The sequence below is a fragment of the Bacillus cereus group sp. RP29 genome (assembly GCF_040459765.1).
Lineage (GTDB): Bacteria > Bacillota > Bacilli > Bacillales > Bacillaceae_G > Bacillus_A > Bacillus_A paranthracis.
Map to the genome: position 1 here is coordinate 1,194,651 of NZ_JARVHN010000001.1, position 16,425 is coordinate 1,211,075.

Consider the following 16,425-nt stretch of genomic DNA (forward strand, 5'->3'; position numbering starts at 1 on the left):
AATATACATATCGTATATGAAGTTACTGAACATTATATAAGTGGAGGCTGAAGTATATGAAGGGGGTTATTTTAGCTGGAGGAAAAGGACGACGCCTTAGACCATTAACATGTAATACTCCAAAGCCGATGTTGCCATTATTAGAAAAGCCAGTTTTAGAATACAACATTGAATTATTGCGTCAGCATGGTATACGTGAGATTGCAATTACTGTTCAGTATATGAGTACAGCTATTAAGCAATATTTTGGTGACGGTAGCAAATGGGGTGTTAACTTGTACTACTTTGAAGACTCTCCACCGCTTGGAACTGCAGGGAGTATTAAACAAGCGGAAAAATTTTTGGATGAACCGTTTGTTGTCATAAGTGGGGATGCGTTAACTGATTTTCAATTATCAGAAGGAATTACGTTTCATAAACAAAAGAAAAGAATGGTAACTATGTTTGTAAAGGAAGTAGAAAATCCACTCTCATTTGGTTTAGTTGTAATGAACAAAGAACAAGAGGTTACACGATACATAGAAAAACCGAGTTGGAATGAAGTAGTCTCTAATATTGTGAATACAGGTATATATATTATGGAGCCAGAAATTTTTTCTTACATACCGCCCCGAGAATTTTTTGATTTTAGTCAAGATGTGTTTCCGTTATTGGCAAATAAGAACGCATTATTTGCATATTTGTCAGAAGGTTACTGGTTAGATATCGGTACATTTGATCAATATCGACAAGCACAATTTGATTTGTTAACGAAAAAATTGCAAGTACCTATCCCGTATACGGAAGTATTACCGATGGTATGGATGGGAGAAGGGGTAACGATTGGAAAAGGAACGAAAATTCACGGTCCTTCTTTTATTGGTGAAGGAGTAAGAATTGGTGCTGGATCTGTAATTGAGCCATACTCTATTATCGGGAAAAATAGTGTTGTTTCAAGTTATTCTCATCTTCAAAAGAGTATTGTTTTTGCAAATGTGCACATTGGGAAATATTGTGAGTTACTAGAAACGACAATAGGAGAACATACAATGGTGGAAGATGATGTTACATTGTTTCAAAAAAGCATTGTAGCGGACCATTGTCATATAGGGAAAAGTACGGTAATTAAGCAAAAGGGAAAACTATGGCCATATAAGGCGATTGATAGTCATTCGGTAGTAGGATCGGCTGGTGTTCAAGAAAGTGAGAAGAGTGCAGGATGGTTGCAAAAAAGCCGCATTGTAGGAAGAGGTAATGTGGAGATTACGCCTCAATTTATTGTAAAGGTTGCGATGGCGTACGGATCTCTTTTTACAAAAGGGGAAAGTATATTAATCGGGAGTCAAGAACATATAGAAACGACTTCTTATAAAAATCTTTTTCTTCATGCAATTCATGGTATTGGGATTCATACGATGGAATGCAAAGAAATGAACGAATCACTTTTTCAGTACAGCATTCAAGATTTGCAATGTGCGGGCGGGGTTTTCATTCAAGCGGAAAAAGAAAAAGAGATTGTTATAAAGTTGTATGGTAAGGATGGGGCACAGTTAACGTATAAGCAGCAAAAAGCGATAGAACAAGTGTATATGTCTGAGTCGTTTTATTACGTATGTGAGAAGGAAATGGGGCGGAATAAGCTAGTACACGTTTCTTTACATAATTATATAGAGGCTGTATTAGAGCGTATTGATATTGAGAAAATAAAAAAACAGAAGTTCCATCTTCTTATTAATAAGAGAAATGATATGTTACAACATTTGCTTATGCTCTTTTTGCAAAGACTCGGATGCACAGTTACGTGGATTTATGCTGGTGAACAAAAGGATCATGTGAAAGCTTTAATGAAATCAAGTAAAGCAAATATGGCGCTTATGTTTTCAGAGCAAGGAAATTATTTCGAGTTATATGATAATCATAGTAATATTTACCAAGGGACGGATTTTGAAGAGATTGATATTCCAGATTTATTACTGGAATCGGCAGGAAATATTTACCCAATGTCTTTGAAATTAGGAGAATGTTATCTTCTATTTTATACGCAGGATGAAAAAAAATCGTTTCAAGCGAGATGGAAGCGAGATATTTTATATCGAATTGGAAAATTATTCGAGTTAATAGCATTGCAGGGAAAAACCTTTCTCAGCATAGTAGAGCAATCCCCGCCGCTTTATTTACTTTGTGATGAAGTTGTATGTTCGTGGAATGAAAAAGGGAAGGTGATGAGGAAATTATTGGCTGATATCGAAAGGAAGGAAGAAGGCATATTTGAAGGAGTACAGTTCAAATATACCGAAAAAGAGTGGTCTTATATCGTTTCTGACACAAAACAACCGAAATTTTTAGTGTATTCACATGCTAGAAACCCAGTAATAGCAAGGGAAAACATGAAAAATCTTATAGAAAAAATTAGACAATATCAAAAGGTGTAGAATTTTTATTTTAAAAGTGGTATTATAGTATAGTCTGATTTAAGTTATTAGTACTGGAGGGAAATAAGAATGCGTGTGAATATTACTCTAGCATGTACAGAATGCGGAGATCGTAACTATATCTCAAAGAAAAACAAACGTAACAACGCTGAGCGTATCGAGCTTAAAAAGTATTGCAAGCGTGACAAGAAGTCTACGTTACACCGTGAAACAAAGTAAGCAGTAGGAATATTTTCCTACTGTTTCTTTTTTTATTCGATTCCTCTCTTAAAAGTGATACACTATCATCGTAGAGCAAAGTATCACTGTGAGGGGGAAAATGTGTGAGAGAAGAGAAACTACGTTTACGTAAACAAATAATAGAGCACATGAATTCTTTATCAAAAGAACGGTATACAACTTTATCAGAGCAAATTGCATTTTCGTTGTATGCACAAAAAGAGTGGGCTGAAGCTAAAACAATTGGAATCACTCTTTCAATGGAAAATGAAGTGAATACATATCCTATTATCGAAAAAGCTTGGGAAGAAGGAAAGAAAGTTGTTGTTCCGAAGTGTAATAAAGAAACAAGAACAATGTCCTTTAGGCAAATTAGTAATTTTGATCAATTGGAAACAGTGTATATGAATTTACGTGAGCCAATTCCAGCGCTTACGGAAGAAGTGAATGCAGATGAAATTGACCTTCAAATTGTACCAGGTGTAGCTTATACAGAGCGAGGAGAACGGATTGGATATGGTGGTGGCTATTATGATCGTTATCTCATGCATTATAAAGGGAAAACGCTATCATTAGCTTATAGTTTTCAAATGGTAGACCATATTCCAATAGAGCCGTTTGATAAAAATATAGAAAAAATTATTACAGAAAAAGGAACAATGGTTAAAAATGGGCTTGTATAGACAAATAAAAATTGACGAGACTTTTTCTTCTTGATTATAATAAAATATGTGAACGTTTTCTTATTATAATTTTTTATAGTAAGTGAGCATAGAGGGTGATGAAATGTTATCTATATATGATATTCAGCAATTGCTAAAGAAATTTGGTACGATTATTTATACGGGAGATCGAATTGCAGATTTACAATTAATGCAAGATGAATTGCGTGAATTAAATCAATCACAGCTAATCGATTCACAAGACTATCAAACAGCTTTATTTTTATTGAAGCAAGAAATTCAAAAAGAGCTAAATAAGAATTAGATAAAGGTAGGTAAGTAACATGGAAGAGAAATGGTTAGTTGGTGTTGACCTTGGTGGTACAACGATTAAATTAGCATTTATTAATGTATACGGTGAAATTTTACATAAGTGGGAAATCCCTACGAATATAAATGAGCAAGGAAAACATATTACACTTGATGTAGCGAAAGCTATTGATAAAAAGTTAGAAGAGTTAGGCGAATTAAAAAGTAAGTTAATCGGTATTGGTATGGGAGCTCCTGGCCCTGTACACGTGGCGTCTGGAATGATTTATGAAGCGGTTAACTTAGGATGGAAGAACTATCCGTTAAAAGATTTATTAGAAGTAGAAACAGGATTACCTGTTGTGATTGATAATGATGCGAACTTAGCAGCGCTTGGTGAAATGTGGAAAGGTGCTGGTGAAGGAGCAAAAGATTTAATTTGTATGACGCTTGGCACTGGTGTTGGCGGCGGTGTAATTGCCAATGGAGAGATTGTACACGGCGTAAGCGGTGCTGCTGGTGAAATCGGACACATTACAGTCGTTACAGAGAATGCTTTCCCATGTAATTGCGGGAAGTCTGGTTGCCTAGAAACTGTAGCATCTGCAACAGGTATTGTGCGTGTTGCTATGCAAAAAATACAAGAGACTGATAAAGAAAGTATTCTACGTTCTATGTTAGCAGAAGAAGGACGTATCACATCAAAAGACGTATTTGAAGCACATGGACAAGGTGATGAACTAGCAGGCGAAGTAGTAGAAAAGGTAGCTTCTTATTTAGGATTAGCTGTAGCGAACCTTTCTAGCACGTTGAACCCAGAGAAAATCGTTATTGGCGGAGGCGTTTCTAAAGCTGGAGATGCACTTTTAGAACCAATTCAACGCTATTTTGAGCAATATGCTTTCTCACGTGCTGTAAAGAGCACGAAGTTAGCTATTGCAACACTTGGTAATGATGCAGGTGTTATCGGAGGAGCTTGGCTTGTAAAAAAGCACAAATACGAAGCGAAGATGATATAAGTTGTGAAGTATGAAAAGAGGAAGGGGAAACCCTTCCTCTTTTTGTGCGAAATCTTGATGAAGACGAGCATGTAAATGAATTAAGCTGCTGGTGGGTACCCGTTATATAGAACAGTCATGATTGTAAACCATCCGAAAACGAGTACAGTTGCAATTGCAAAGCCGCCCGCGAGAAAATTCTTTTCGCGAAGTGTTCTAAGCGTAGCAAATACAGCTAACAGAGTGACAAGCGTAAAAATAATAACAAGGCCCATACAATATCCTCCTCTGTCTACCCATTCCTTAATATGAGTTTTTGGAATATTTACTCTTTTATATTGTACATGTTTTAAAAATGATTGTCGAGATAGCATCCTTTCTTTTCCTAAGAGAAAAAAATGTTGTATCATTGAAAGTAAGTTTAATAATTGGAGGAGATTTTCATATGAAATGGATACAAATGCCGTTAGGCCCATTACAAACAAATGCTTATATTTTAACGAATGAGCAAAATGAGTGTATTATCTTTGATCCTGGTCACGAAGGAGAGAAGCTCGTTACATATTTACAAGAAGAACAATTAAAGCCACTGGCTGTTTTATTAACACATGCTCACTTTGATCATATTGGTGCTGTTGATGCGGTAAGAGACGCTTTTCATATTCCTGTGTACGTACATAAAGAAGAAGCAGATTGGTTAGGCGATGCAACTGTAAATGGTTCTCAAATCTTTATGATGAATCGCAGCATTACAGCAAAACCAGCTGATCATATTATTGATGCAGAAGGTGCATTAGCAATTGGTTCATTTAACTTTGAAATTTTTGAGACACCAGGACATTCTCCAGGCAGTATTTCTTATTACTGTAAAGAGGCGAATGCTGTATTTTCTGGAGATGTATTATTCCAAATGAGTATTGGAAGAACAGATTTACCTGGTGGAAGTTTTGCAGAGTTGATTGGAAGTATTGAAGAGAAATTATTTGTATTACCTGATGAAACAGCGGTGTTATGTGGACATGGTCCAGAAACAAGCATTGGTTTTGAAAAAGAAAATAATCCATTTTTACAGTAAGGAGCTAGTATGGGGATGGAGCTCATTTTAAAAGAATGGATGGAAAAAGAAAAGGATTATTCAATTTCATACAGTACATATATGAACCTCGCATTATATGCAGAGGAACATGGATATTATATGAAAGAACGTGAAAAAATAGGAAGACAAGGGGATTTTTTTACAAGTAGCAACGTATCCTCTGTGTTTGCAAAAACTTTTGCTAAGTTTTTTATTCGTCTTGTTGAAAATGGTGAAGTTACTCCACATATTTGTGAGATTGGTGGGGGGACAGGAAGGTTTGCTTATGATGTTTTACAAGAATGGAAGCAATTATCACCGGAAACCTTTATTGATTTAAACTATTCAATGATTGAAATGAGCCCTTTTCATAGAAAATTGCAGCAAAAGACTCTTTGTTCGTTTTCTAATGTGTCATATTATAGATCGCATAATGAAATGGGAGAATCGTTTGAAGGGATTCTTTTTTCGAATGAGTTATTTGATGCATTTCCTGTTGAAGTAATTGAGAAGAGAAATGGAATATTGTATGAAGTACGTGTTACGTACACAGAGGAAGGGAAACTTGCAGAAGTATGTAGGCCATTACATAAAACAATTGGCCGATACTTATTGAAATATAATATTCATCTTGCTGAAGGACAGCGGTTTGAAGTGCCGATTGCGATGGAAGAATATATAAAAGAAATTGCGAAATGGTTTCAACGAGGTGTATGTATTACAGTTGATTATGGATATACAAAAGAAGAATGGATGCATCCTGCACATCAAGAAGGTAGTTTACGAGGATATTATGAGCATAAGTTAATTCGTAATCCTTTAGCGTATCCAGGTGAAATGGATCTTACTACTCATATTCATTGGGACGAACTGAAAGAAATGTTTAGCCTGCAAGGTATGAATATGGTATGGCATAAGAAACAATCTGAGTTTTTGTTAGCAGCAGGAATACTAGAGCTGCTTACGAATCATCAAGATCGGGATCCTTTTTCTGAAATTCAAAAACAAAATCGTGCAGTTCATTCTATGATTTTGAGCGGAGGATTAGGGAGTGCATGTGATGTTGTTATACATACGAAACATATGCAACAGTTACACTTGGATCGGTATTTGAAAATATAAAAAACAAGACACAGCATAGTTCTGTGTCTTGTTTTTTAATACGACTTATGTAGCATCATATATTTCCTCTCATGATATATATTTATATTAAAGATATGAGATGAAAAATATAAAATACATCCTTTTTTTCTGTCTATGAGTCCCTAACCCAATAATACGCGAACGAGTTGAATAATTGTCTCGTTTTCTACTTTGTAATAAATTTCCAATCCTTTTCTTTCACTTGAAACGATTTTAGCACTTTTTAACTTTGCTAAATGCTGTGAAATTGTAGATTGTGGCATGTTTAAGCCAGTGTACATTGTAGAAACGTTGCTTGGACCGCGTTCAATTAATCCTTTTACAATACATAAGCGAACAGGATGAGCAAGTACTTTCAATAATTCTGCATTGCTTTCATATAGTTCTATTTCTTTTTGAAAGGTTTCTAACATGTTCTTTTCCACCTCCGTGTGAGCTGTTATACCATACTATACATACCAAAAAATTAAAGAAAAGAAAACAGTTGTTGCAGAAAAACATTCCTAAAGTAAAGAAATTGTAAGAAAAGAGACCCTGATGTAAATAAAGTAGATAATTTAGCACGGTTTTGTAAAATGACATTTTTGGGTGAAAATTTCGATGCGTTTTAAAAATTGAAAGATATAGATATATTTGTAACACAATTTTATCATGATTTTCTTATTCTTTCAAATGAATATACGAAATTTTTAAAATAATATGACAAAGGAATTATAATGTTATATATAGAATATAAAACAGGTTAAAAGAAAAGAAGCCGAATGTAGTCAGCTTCTTTATGGTGAAAATGAAATGTTTGAATATAGCTGATAAATCTTAGAATTACCAAGATGTTAGTTATGTATTCTAGATTTCATCTTTCATCAATTTTAAAAATCTGTGGTTCCATATATTTTCATAAAAATCAATTGTCTCTTTTGCGGACATAAATGGATTATTTAACGTAGAGGTTGCTTTCTGGAACATGAAGTTTTCGTACCCTAGTCCATGGGCAAATTTAATCGTGGTATCCATACAGTACTCTGTTTGGGCACCACAAAATTCAATACGATGTACAGATAATTGATCTAAAATCTCTTTCAAGTTTGTGTTATAAAAAGAATTGGCATGTGTTTTTCTTACAAAAAAATCTTGTTTTTGAACATCTAAATCTGAATGAATAGCCCAAAGTTCTTTTTCAGGTACTAAATCATCATCACAATGTTGAACGAAAAGAATTGGTTTATTTGATTTTCTGTATGAAGAAATTCTTTTATTTACTTTTGTAAGTAAATTTTGTAAGTCAAATAAATGTTCTTCGCTATAACATACTCCATTTTGTAGATCGATAACGATTAAAATATCTGCACAAGTATCCATTATTTTTGCCCCTTTTTTACTTCTTAATATATCAATTAATTCATTACTTGGAAATGGGTGTACTCTTTCTTTTTTTTTGAACTATACGAAAAGTAAAAAGTATAATCGAAAACATAAAAAGAAGATATGAAAATTTAATTTCATATCTTCTTTTCGCTCTATGCATTTACAGGCTCTTCTACATAAGAAAGGGCATTTTCAAAATCGGATATTAAATCGTCAACATTTTCAAGACCGACGGATAGCCGAAGTAATGAATTTGAAATCCCTCTTTCATCACGAGCTTCTTGCGATAGTGCTGCATGTGACATTTTAGCTGGGTAGGAAAGGATCGATTCGACAGCCCCTAAACTAACCGCAAAGACAGGTAATTTTACTTTTGATAAAAATTGGCGAAGTGCGTCTTCTGATTGTAAAGTGAAAGATAGGACAGCTCCTGCTGATGTAGCTTGAGATTGTTGAATGTTAAATCCAAGATGTGTTTGTAATCCTGGATAATAGACATTTTGAACTTTAGCGTGCTCTTGTAAATAGTGTGCAATTTTATTGGCATTAGCAGCTGAATGCTCAAGACGTACATGCAATGTTTTTAGACCACGAAGTACGAGAGAACAATCTTGCGGGCCTAGAATAGCGCCGAATGAATTTTGTAAAAAGCCAAGTTTTTGAGCGAGATCAGTATTTTTTACAACTGCTAATCCGGCAGTAACATCACTATGACCGGCAATGAATTTTGTGGCACTATGAAGAACGACATCAGCGCCAAGGTCAAGTGGTTTCTGGAATAGTGGTGTCAAAAATGTATTATCAACAAAAGTAAGGGCGCCAATAGATTTTGCAAGTTTAGAAACAGCACGAATATCTGTCACTTTTAAAAGTGGATTGGAAGGTGTTTCTACATAAAAGAGTTTTGTATTTGGCTTAATGTTTTGCTTTATTTCTTCTAAATTGGTCATATCAACAAATGTATGTGAAACACCGTAACGGGAGAGAACTTCAGTTATCATTCGATAAGTTCCTCCGTATACGTCTTCTGAAATGAGTACGTGATCACCTTGTGAAAGGAGGAGGAATGCAGTAGAAATCGCTGCAATTCCTGATGCGAAGGCAAATCCTTTTGTTCCGCCTTCTAATAAAGCAATGATGTCTTCAAGAGCTTCACGAGTTGGATTGCCTGACCTGCTATAGTCATATTTCCCGAACGTATCTACATCAAATTGGTGAAATGTTGATGTGTTATAGATGGGAACGTTAACAGCTCCTGTTTGCGAGTCATGTTTATATTGGTTGTGCAGTAAGAGTGTATCTATAGAATAACTCATATTCTTACACCTTCTTTTACAAGTTTAATGGCTTGCTTTAAGTCTTGAATTAAATCGTTACTATTTTCAATACCAACGGAAAATCGAAGAAGACGATTACATACACCGTTTGCTGTTCTAATTTCTTCAGGAATATCAGCGTGTGTTTGTGTTGCTGGATATGTCATTAAACTTTCAACACCACCAAGACTTTCGGCAAATGTAATTAAGGATAAAGATTGTAAGAATGGATTAATCCATGTTTCATCTTTCAGACGAAACGAGATCATGCCGCCTCTTCCAGGATAAAATACATCTGTCACCCCATCCTCATCATTTAAATAAGCAACAACTGCTTTTGCATTTTCTTCATGTTGTCTCATGCGAAGCGCTAACGTTTTCATACCACGGATTAATAGCCATGAGTCAAATGGACTTAAGACCGCACCAGAGGCATTATGATAATGAGCGATTTCCTCACAAAGTTCCTTTCCTTTTGCAACGACAAGTCCGCTTAGTACATCGTTATGACCACCTAAATATTTCGTTGCGCTATGAAGTACAATATCGGCACCTTCTGTTAATGGCTGCTGTATATAAGGTGTGTAGAATGTGTTGTCTACAATAAGAAGTAGTCCGTGTCTTTTCGCTACAGTTGCAACAGCGGCAATATCGGTAACTTGCATTAATGGATTAGTTGGAGTTTCTATGAAAATAGCCTTCGTTTTCGTTGTGATGGCTTGCTCAATTTGTTTAATAGATTGTGTATTTACGTATCTACATCGAACGTTCCACTTTTTTTCGTGCTCAGAAAATAATCGATAAGTGCCACCGTATAAATCTTCAGAAACAATAAGTTCGTCTCCAGAGCGGAATAGGGAAAGGACAAGAAGAACGGCTGCCATCCCTGAACTACAGGCATAACCTTGTTCACCGCATTCTAAGTCTGCGATTGCCTGTTCTAATAGGCCGCGCGTTGGATTTCCAGTTCGTGAATAATCAAATCCAGTAGATTTACCGATTCCTTCGTGACGATAAGCAGTTGAAAAATAAACAGGTGGATTAACAGTTCCTGTTGTAGTTTCACTCCGGTTTCCGATTTGCGCTAATTTTGTTTCGATAGTTGACATGTGAAAATTCCTCCTTTTTAAATTGAACCATTAGTTGAATATAAAATAAAAAAGCCTTCTAAGAAGAAGGCTTTCGGTTTGAATAGAGTCTTCTTCTCATCTGTCAAATCTTTCACAATTTGCTGGAATTAGCACCTTATTAACAAATGTTAATGGTTGCTGAGGCGTCATAGGGCCAGTCCCTCTACCTCTCTAGATAAGAATGTTCGTATGAAATTTTATTATGTTTTTAACTTTACAACAAAAGATAATTGAATTGCAACTTTATTTTAAATAATTTTTATTTTTCCGCAAGTGTCATTGACTTTTGTATTTGTGCGTGCTAAATTTATAAAAAAATTAACAAACATTGTTAAAAGGGGAACGCATTTCCTTTTAGCTACATAAATAAAATAATAAAGACAAACTCTTATTGAGAGCGGTGGAGGGAAAGGCCCTGTGAAACCCGGCAACCTTCAAACGAAATGTTTGAAACGGTGCTAATACCTGCAAAACGAATGTTTTGCATAATAAGAGGAGGATCGATTATGTCCCCCTCTTCAAAGTGAAGAGGGGGTTTTTATATTGATAGAAATGAGGGAGATTTGTGAAATTACTAGATTTATTATCAAAAGGAATTGTAATAGGTGATGGTGCGGTTGGGACGTTATTACATTCACATGGTTTGCAAAGTAGTTTTGAAGAATTGAATATATCTGATCCAGATTTAATTGTATCGATTCATAAGCAATATGTAGCGGCTGGGGCAGATGTGATTCAAACAAATACGTACGGAGCAAATGAAGCGAAATTACGTATGTATGGATTAGAAAATCAAGTTACTGAAATTAATAGAGCGGCAGTAAAACTGGCGAAAGCATCTGTTACAGACAGAAATGCAATTTTAGGCACAATTGGTGGTATGAAACATATCGGGGCGGTTACGACAACTGATATGGAGCGAGAATTTATGTTACTGGAACAGGCAAGTGCATTATTAGAAGAACAGGTTGATGGACTGCTATTAGAGACTTTTTATGATGAGTTTGAATTACTTCATGCTGTCCAGGTGTTACGAAAAGAAACAAATATTCCAATTGTAGCGCAATTGGCGTTACATGAGGCGGGTACGACTCAAAATGGAAATGATGTAAATGAAATATTAAAACAACTTTTAGATTACGGTGCAAATGTTGTTGGATTGAACTGCCAACTAGGGCCACTTCATATGACGGAAGCTTTTAAAATGATATCGATTCCGAAAAATGGTTACTTGTCAGCATATCCAAATGCAGGTCTCCCAAATTATGTAGAGGGACGATACGTATATGAGGGAAGTCCAGCTTATTTTGAAGCGATGACACCGAAATTTATTGAGCAAGGTATTCGGTTATTGGGCGGTTGTTGTGGCACGACTCCAGAACATATTGAAAGTATGAAACGTGCTACTCTAAATGTTACGCCTGTAATAGAAAAGGATACGGTTCAAAGACCGAAAGTAGTTCATACACATGAGAAACGTTCAAAAGCTCATGTCACTTTAGCAGAGAAAGCAAAAAAACAAACGACCGTAGTAGTGGAATTAGATCCACCAAAAACGTTAGATACGCAGCGGTTTTTTGAAGGTGCAAGAGCATTGAAAAGAGCTGGAGCAGATGCTATTACTCTAGCAGATAATTCATTAGCATCGCCCCGTATCTCGAATATGGCAATGGGAGCATTATTAACGAAGCATGATATTCCGGTATTGACGCACTTAACATGTAGAGACCATAACGTCATCGGACTACAATCTCATTTACTAGGATTATCAGCGTTAGGCATGGAAGAAGTGTTAGCTTTAACTGGAGATCCAGCGCGCGTTGGTGATTTTCCAGGTGCCACTTCTGTATATGATTTGTCCTCTATCGAGCTCATTAAAATGATTAAAGAAATGAACGATGGGCGTTCCGTTTTAGGGAAATCCATTGGACCGGCAACAAGGTTTTCTGTGGGCGGTGCATTTAACCCGCATGTAAGACATTTAAAAGCAGCGGTTAAGCGAATGGAACGGAAAATAGATGCTGGAGCAGAATATTTCTTAACGCAGCCAATCTATGATATCGCGTTAATTGAAGAAGTGTATGAAGCGACAAAGCATTTAGAACAACCTATTTTTATTGGAATTATGCCATTAATAAGTAAACGGAATGCAGATTTTCTTCATTTTGAGGTGCCCGGTATTACTTTACCTGAAGCAGTAAGAGAGAGAATGGATGGACATGAAACGAAAGAGGCAGCAATTGAGGAAGGGATTTGTATTTCTCAAGAATTGATCGATGCGGCGATGAAATACTTTAACGGCATTTATCTTATTACACCATTTTTAAAATATGAAATTACAGAACATCTTGTTAAATATGTGAGAGAAAAGCAAGAAGTGAAAGAAGGTATTAATTGATGAAATGTATAGAAGAAAAATTACAAAATAACATCTTACTATTAGATGGTGCAATGGGAACAATGATCCAGCAAGAGGACTTAACTGCGGAAGATTTCGGAGGAGAGGAGTACGAAGGGTGTAATGAGTATTTAGTAGAAACAAGACCAGATGTTATTTTAAAGATTCATAAAGCCTATATTGAAGCTGGAGCGGATATTATTGAAACAAATACATTTGGGGCAACCAATATTGTACTAAGTGATTATGAGTTATCTCATTTAGACGAGGAGCTAAATGAGAAGGCAGCACGTTTAGCGAAGCAAGCAGTCGAAGAAAGCGGGAAGGAAGTATATGTTGCGGGAGCAATGGGACCGACAACGAAAGCGATTAGTGTTACTGGTGGTGTAACGTTTGAAGAATTAATTGAAGCTTATACACGGCAGGCAAGAGGATTGTTGAAAGGAGAAGTGGATGTATTACTCGTTGAGACGAGTCAAGATATGCGTAACGTGAAGGCTGCTTATATTGGAATTCAAGCGGCTTTTGATGAACTAAATACAGTTGTACCTATCATGATTTCGGGAACGATTGAACCGATGGGAACGACTCTAGCTGGGCAAACAATTGAGGCTTTTTACTTATCGGTAGAACATATGAAGCCATTATCTGTTGGATTAAACTGTGCGACTGGTCCGGAGTTTATGAGAGACCATATTCGTTCTCTATCTGATTTATCGGAGTGTTACATTTCTTGTTATCCAAATGCAGGTCTTCCTGATGAAGATGGACATTATCATGAATCTCCATCCTCGCTTGCCGAGAAAGTGAAGCGATTTGCAGAAGAAGGATGGGTTAATATTATCGGTGGTTGTTGTGGTACAACACCAGAACATATAAAAGCAATGAAATCCGCATTAACGTCTCTTAAACCTCGTGAACAGCAAGAGAGAGCGGGACATGGGGTTAGTGGATTAGAGGCACTGCAATATGATGACTCTATGAGACCGTTATTTGTTGGTGAAAGAACAAATGTTATTGGATCACGTAAATTTAAAAGATTAGTAGCAGAAGGGAAATTTGAAGAGGCTGCTGAAATCGCTAGAGCGCAAGTGAAGAAAAATGCTCATATTATTGATATTTGTATGGCAGACCCGGATCGCGATGAAATAGAAGATATGGAAAACTTCTTGGCAGAGGTTACGAAAGTGTTAAAAGTACCGATTATGATTGACTCAACAGATGAACATGTGATGGAGCGAGCTCTTACTTATATTCAAGGGAAAGCTGTTATTAATTCAATTAATTTAGAAGATGGAGAAGAGCGATTTAAAAAAGTGACACCGCTTCTTCGTAAATATGGTGCTGCAATTGTAGTTGGAACAATCGATGAAGATGGAATGGCAGTAAGTGCGGAAAGAAAACTAGAAATTGCGAAAAGAAGTTATGAGTTATTGACGACGAAATATGGTATACGCCCATCAGATATTATTTTTGATGCACTTGTATTTCCTGTAGGGACAGGTGATGAAGAGTATATTGGCTCGGCGGCTGCGACGATAGAAGGGATTCGCCTTATTAAAGAAGCATTACCAGAGTGTTTAACGATTTTAGGTGTAAGTAACATATCATTTGGTTTACCACCAGCTGGTCGCGAAGTGTTAAATTCCGTCTTTTTATATCATGCAACGAAAGCAGGGTTAGATTACGCGATTGTAAATACGGAAAAATTAGAGCGCTATGCGTCAATTCCTGATGAAGAAAAACGCCTTGCAGATGCATTGCTTTTTGAAACGACGCAAGAGACGTTGGAGAAATTTACAAACTTCTATCGCGTGGCAAAAAAGAAAGATGTTGTTGTCCAAGAAACATTAACACTTGATGAAAGGCTCGCAAATTACATTGTAGAAGGTACGAAACAAGGTTTACACGAAGATTTAAGTCTCGCACTTACAGAAGGAAGAAAACCTTTGGATATTATTAATGGTCCGCTTATGACAGGAATGGATGAGGTAGGACGATTATTTAATAATAATGAATTGATTGTTGCTGAAGTACTGCAAAGTGCTGAAAGTATGAAAGCAGCTGTAAGTTATTTAGAGCCTCATATGGAATCTAGTGACAGTGCGAAAAAAGGGAAAGTATTATTAGCAACTGTAAAAGGTGATGTGCATGATATTGGGAAAAATCTCGTTGAAATTATTTTAGCAAATAACGGATATGAGATTATTAATTTAGGAATTAATGTTCGCTCGGATCGAATTGTGCAAGAAGTACAAGAAAAGAAGCCTGATATTATAGGTCTTTCTGGTTTATTAGTAAAATCGGCTCAACAAATGGTAACGACTGCTGAAGATTTAAAAGCGGCGGATATTGATATTCCAATTGTTGTAGGCGGGGCAGCGTTAACGAGAAAGTTTACAGATAATCGCATTTCGCCATCTTATAAAGGGCTCGTATGTTATGCGAGTGATGCGATGACGGGGCTGGATATTATTAATAAGCTTCAAAAAGAAGAAGAGCGTGAGAAGATGAAGCAGGATAAAAAAGAACGTCATCTTCATATCGTAACAAAAGAAGAGAAGAAAGTAGAAATTCCAGCAGTAATTGAGCCATTGCCGAAGGCTGAGGTTATCGTGCCGGATTCAACAAAACGAATTGTATTAAGAGATGTTCCGGTTTCACATCTCGCGCCATTTCTAAATAGACAAATGCTGCTTGGACATCACCTTGGCCTAAAGGGAAGTGTGAAGAAACTTTTGCGAGAGGGAGATAAAAGAGCGCATGAATTAAATGATTTAATAGATGAATTATTGCAGGAAGGACAATCTTGGTTAAAACCGAAAGCAGTGTATCAATTTTTCCCAGCGCAAAGCGACGGACAGAATATTGTAATATATGATCCAGAAGATCATACGCGTGTTATAGAGCGTTTCACATTCCCAAGACAAGGAAAAGCACCATATCGTACTTTAGGTGACTATTTACGCCCAGTTGGAGATGAGATGGACTATGTTGCTTTCCTATCTGTTACGGTTGGAGAAGGTGTTCGTGACATTGCTGAAGAGTGGAAGGCGAAAGGTGATTATTTACGCAGTCATGCTATTCAATCGTTAGCGCTTGAACTAGCAGAAGGACTTGCTGAAAAAACACATATGCTCATTCGCGATCGCTGGGGGATTCCAGATTCGCCAGAATTGACGATGGAAGAACGCTTCCGTACGAAATATAGAGGGATACGAGTGTCCTTCGGTTATCCAGCATGTCCAGAACTCGCAGATCAAGAAAAGTTATTTCGCTTAATTCATCCAGAGGAAATAGGTATTTTATTAACGGAAGGATTTATGATGGAGCCAGAAGCGTCTGTAACGGCTATGGTATTTTCTCACCCCGAGGCAAGATATTTTAGTGTATTATAGT

The 16,425-nt window shown here is 36.4% G+C and carries 14 protein-coding genes and 2 riboswitches; of the genes, 9 read left to right on the top strand and 5 right to left on the bottom strand.

What is annotated here, in order from left to right:
* Window positions 1–56 precede the first annotated feature (56 nt).
* The 5 genes from QCI47_RS06200 to glcK all read left to right on the top strand — a co-directional run bounded on the left by QCI47_RS06200 (window position 57) and on the right by glcK (window position 4,620).
* On the top strand, window positions 57–2,411 hold the full coding sequence (locus tag QCI47_RS06200; protein ID WP_270691439.1) for a sugar phosphate nucleotidyltransferase: 2,355 nt from the start codon (window positions 57–59) through the stop codon (window positions 2,409–2,411).
* A 69-nt stretch (window positions 2,412–2,480) separates the two neighbouring features.
* The gene (gene rpmG / locus QCI47_RS06205) at window positions 2,481–2,630 is read left to right on the top strand and encodes a 50S ribosomal protein L33 (RefSeq protein WP_001265616.1); all 150 of its coding nucleotides are present in this window, start codon (window positions 2,481–2,483) and stop codon (window positions 2,628–2,630) included.
* A 104-nt stretch (window positions 2,631–2,734) separates the two neighbouring features.
* Window positions 2,735–3,313, top strand: coding sequence for a 5-formyltetrahydrofolate cyclo-ligase (locus QCI47_RS06210; RefSeq protein WP_061132151.1), 579 nt, complete (start codon window positions 2,735–2,737; stop codon window positions 3,311–3,313).
* A gap of 103 nt (window positions 3,314–3,416) precedes the next feature.
* On the top strand, window positions 3,417–3,617 hold the full coding sequence (locus QCI47_RS06215) for a YqgQ family protein (protein ID WP_000949156.1): 201 nt from the start codon (window positions 3,417–3,419) through the stop codon (window positions 3,615–3,617).
* 19 nt (window positions 3,618–3,636) lie between these two features.
* On the top strand, window positions 3,637–4,620 hold the full coding sequence (gene glcK / locus QCI47_RS06220; protein WP_061132152.1) for a glucokinase: 984 nt from the start codon (window positions 3,637–3,639) through the stop codon (window positions 4,618–4,620).
* Window positions 4,621–4,700: 80 nt separating this feature from the next.
* Here glcK and QCI47_RS06225 read toward each other — a convergent pair whose 3' ends face one another.
* Complete coding sequence (locus tag QCI47_RS06225; protein WP_000524853.1) at window positions 4,701–4,874, bottom strand: DUF2759 domain-containing protein; 174 nt, start codon at window positions 4,872–4,874, stop codon at window positions 4,701–4,703.
* 170 nt (window positions 4,875–5,044) lie between these two features.
* Here QCI47_RS06225 and QCI47_RS06230 point away from each other — a divergent pair, with 170 nt between their 5' ends.
* Window positions 5,045–5,674 carry an MBL fold metallo-hydrolase gene (locus tag QCI47_RS06230; RefSeq protein ID WP_000871248.1) on the top strand — a complete coding sequence of 210 codons (630 nt, stop codon included), beginning with the start codon at window positions 5,045–5,047 and terminating at the stop codon, window positions 5,672–5,674.
* A 9-nt stretch (window positions 5,675–5,683) separates the two neighbouring features.
* On the top strand, window positions 5,684–6,796 hold the full coding sequence (locus QCI47_RS06235; RefSeq protein WP_061132153.1) for a class I SAM-dependent methyltransferase: 1,113 nt from the start codon (window positions 5,684–5,686) through the stop codon (window positions 6,794–6,796).
* A 143-nt stretch (window positions 6,797–6,939) separates the two neighbouring features.
* Here QCI47_RS06235 and QCI47_RS06240 read toward each other — a convergent pair whose 3' ends face one another.
* From QCI47_RS06240 to metI, 4 genes are all read right to left on the bottom strand, one after another.
* The gene (locus QCI47_RS06240) at window positions 6,940–7,230 is read right to left on the bottom strand and encodes an ArsR/SmtB family transcription factor (protein WP_000894375.1); all 291 of its coding nucleotides are present in this window, start codon (window positions 7,228–7,230) and stop codon (window positions 6,940–6,942) included.
* A gap of 433 nt (window positions 7,231–7,663) precedes the next feature.
* The gene (locus QCI47_RS06245; RefSeq protein ID WP_000379161.1) at window positions 7,664–8,176 is read right to left on the bottom strand and encodes a cysteine hydrolase family protein; all 513 of its coding nucleotides are present in this window, start codon (window positions 8,174–8,176) and stop codon (window positions 7,664–7,666) included.
* A gap of 158 nt (window positions 8,177–8,334) precedes the next feature.
* The gene (gene metC, locus QCI47_RS06250; protein WP_061132154.1) at window positions 8,335–9,498 is read right to left on the bottom strand and encodes a cystathionine beta-lyase; all 1,164 of its coding nucleotides are present in this window, start codon (window positions 9,496–9,498) and stop codon (window positions 8,335–8,337) included.
* Entirely contained in the window at window positions 9,495–10,607 is a 1,113-nt protein-coding gene (gene metI / locus QCI47_RS06255; protein ID WP_000103875.1) for a cystathionine gamma-synthase/O-acetylhomoserine thiolyase, read from the bottom strand. Before metI ends, metC begins: the two co-directional genes overlap by 4 nt.
* A gap of 93 nt (window positions 10,608–10,700) precedes the next feature.
* Window positions 10,701–10,810: riboswitch (SAM riboswitch) on the bottom strand.
* 203 nt (window positions 10,811–11,013) lie between these two features.
* Window positions 11,014–11,123, top strand: a riboswitch (SAM riboswitch).
* A gap of 70 nt (window positions 11,124–11,193) precedes the next feature.
* Here metI and QCI47_RS06260 point away from each other — a divergent pair.
* Window positions 11,194–13,026: a bifunctional homocysteine S-methyltransferase/methylenetetrahydrofolate reductase gene (locus tag QCI47_RS06260; protein ID WP_353811721.1), complete on the top strand. Its 1,833-nt coding sequence runs from the start codon at window positions 11,194–11,196 to the stop codon at window positions 13,024–13,026.
* On the top strand, window positions 13,026–16,424 hold the full coding sequence (gene metH / locus QCI47_RS06265; RefSeq protein ID WP_309422256.1) for a methionine synthase: 3,399 nt from the start codon (window positions 13,026–13,028) through the stop codon (window positions 16,422–16,424). The genes QCI47_RS06260 and metH overlap by 1 nt, the downstream gene beginning before the upstream one ends.
* Window position 16,425: the final 1 nt, after the last annotated feature.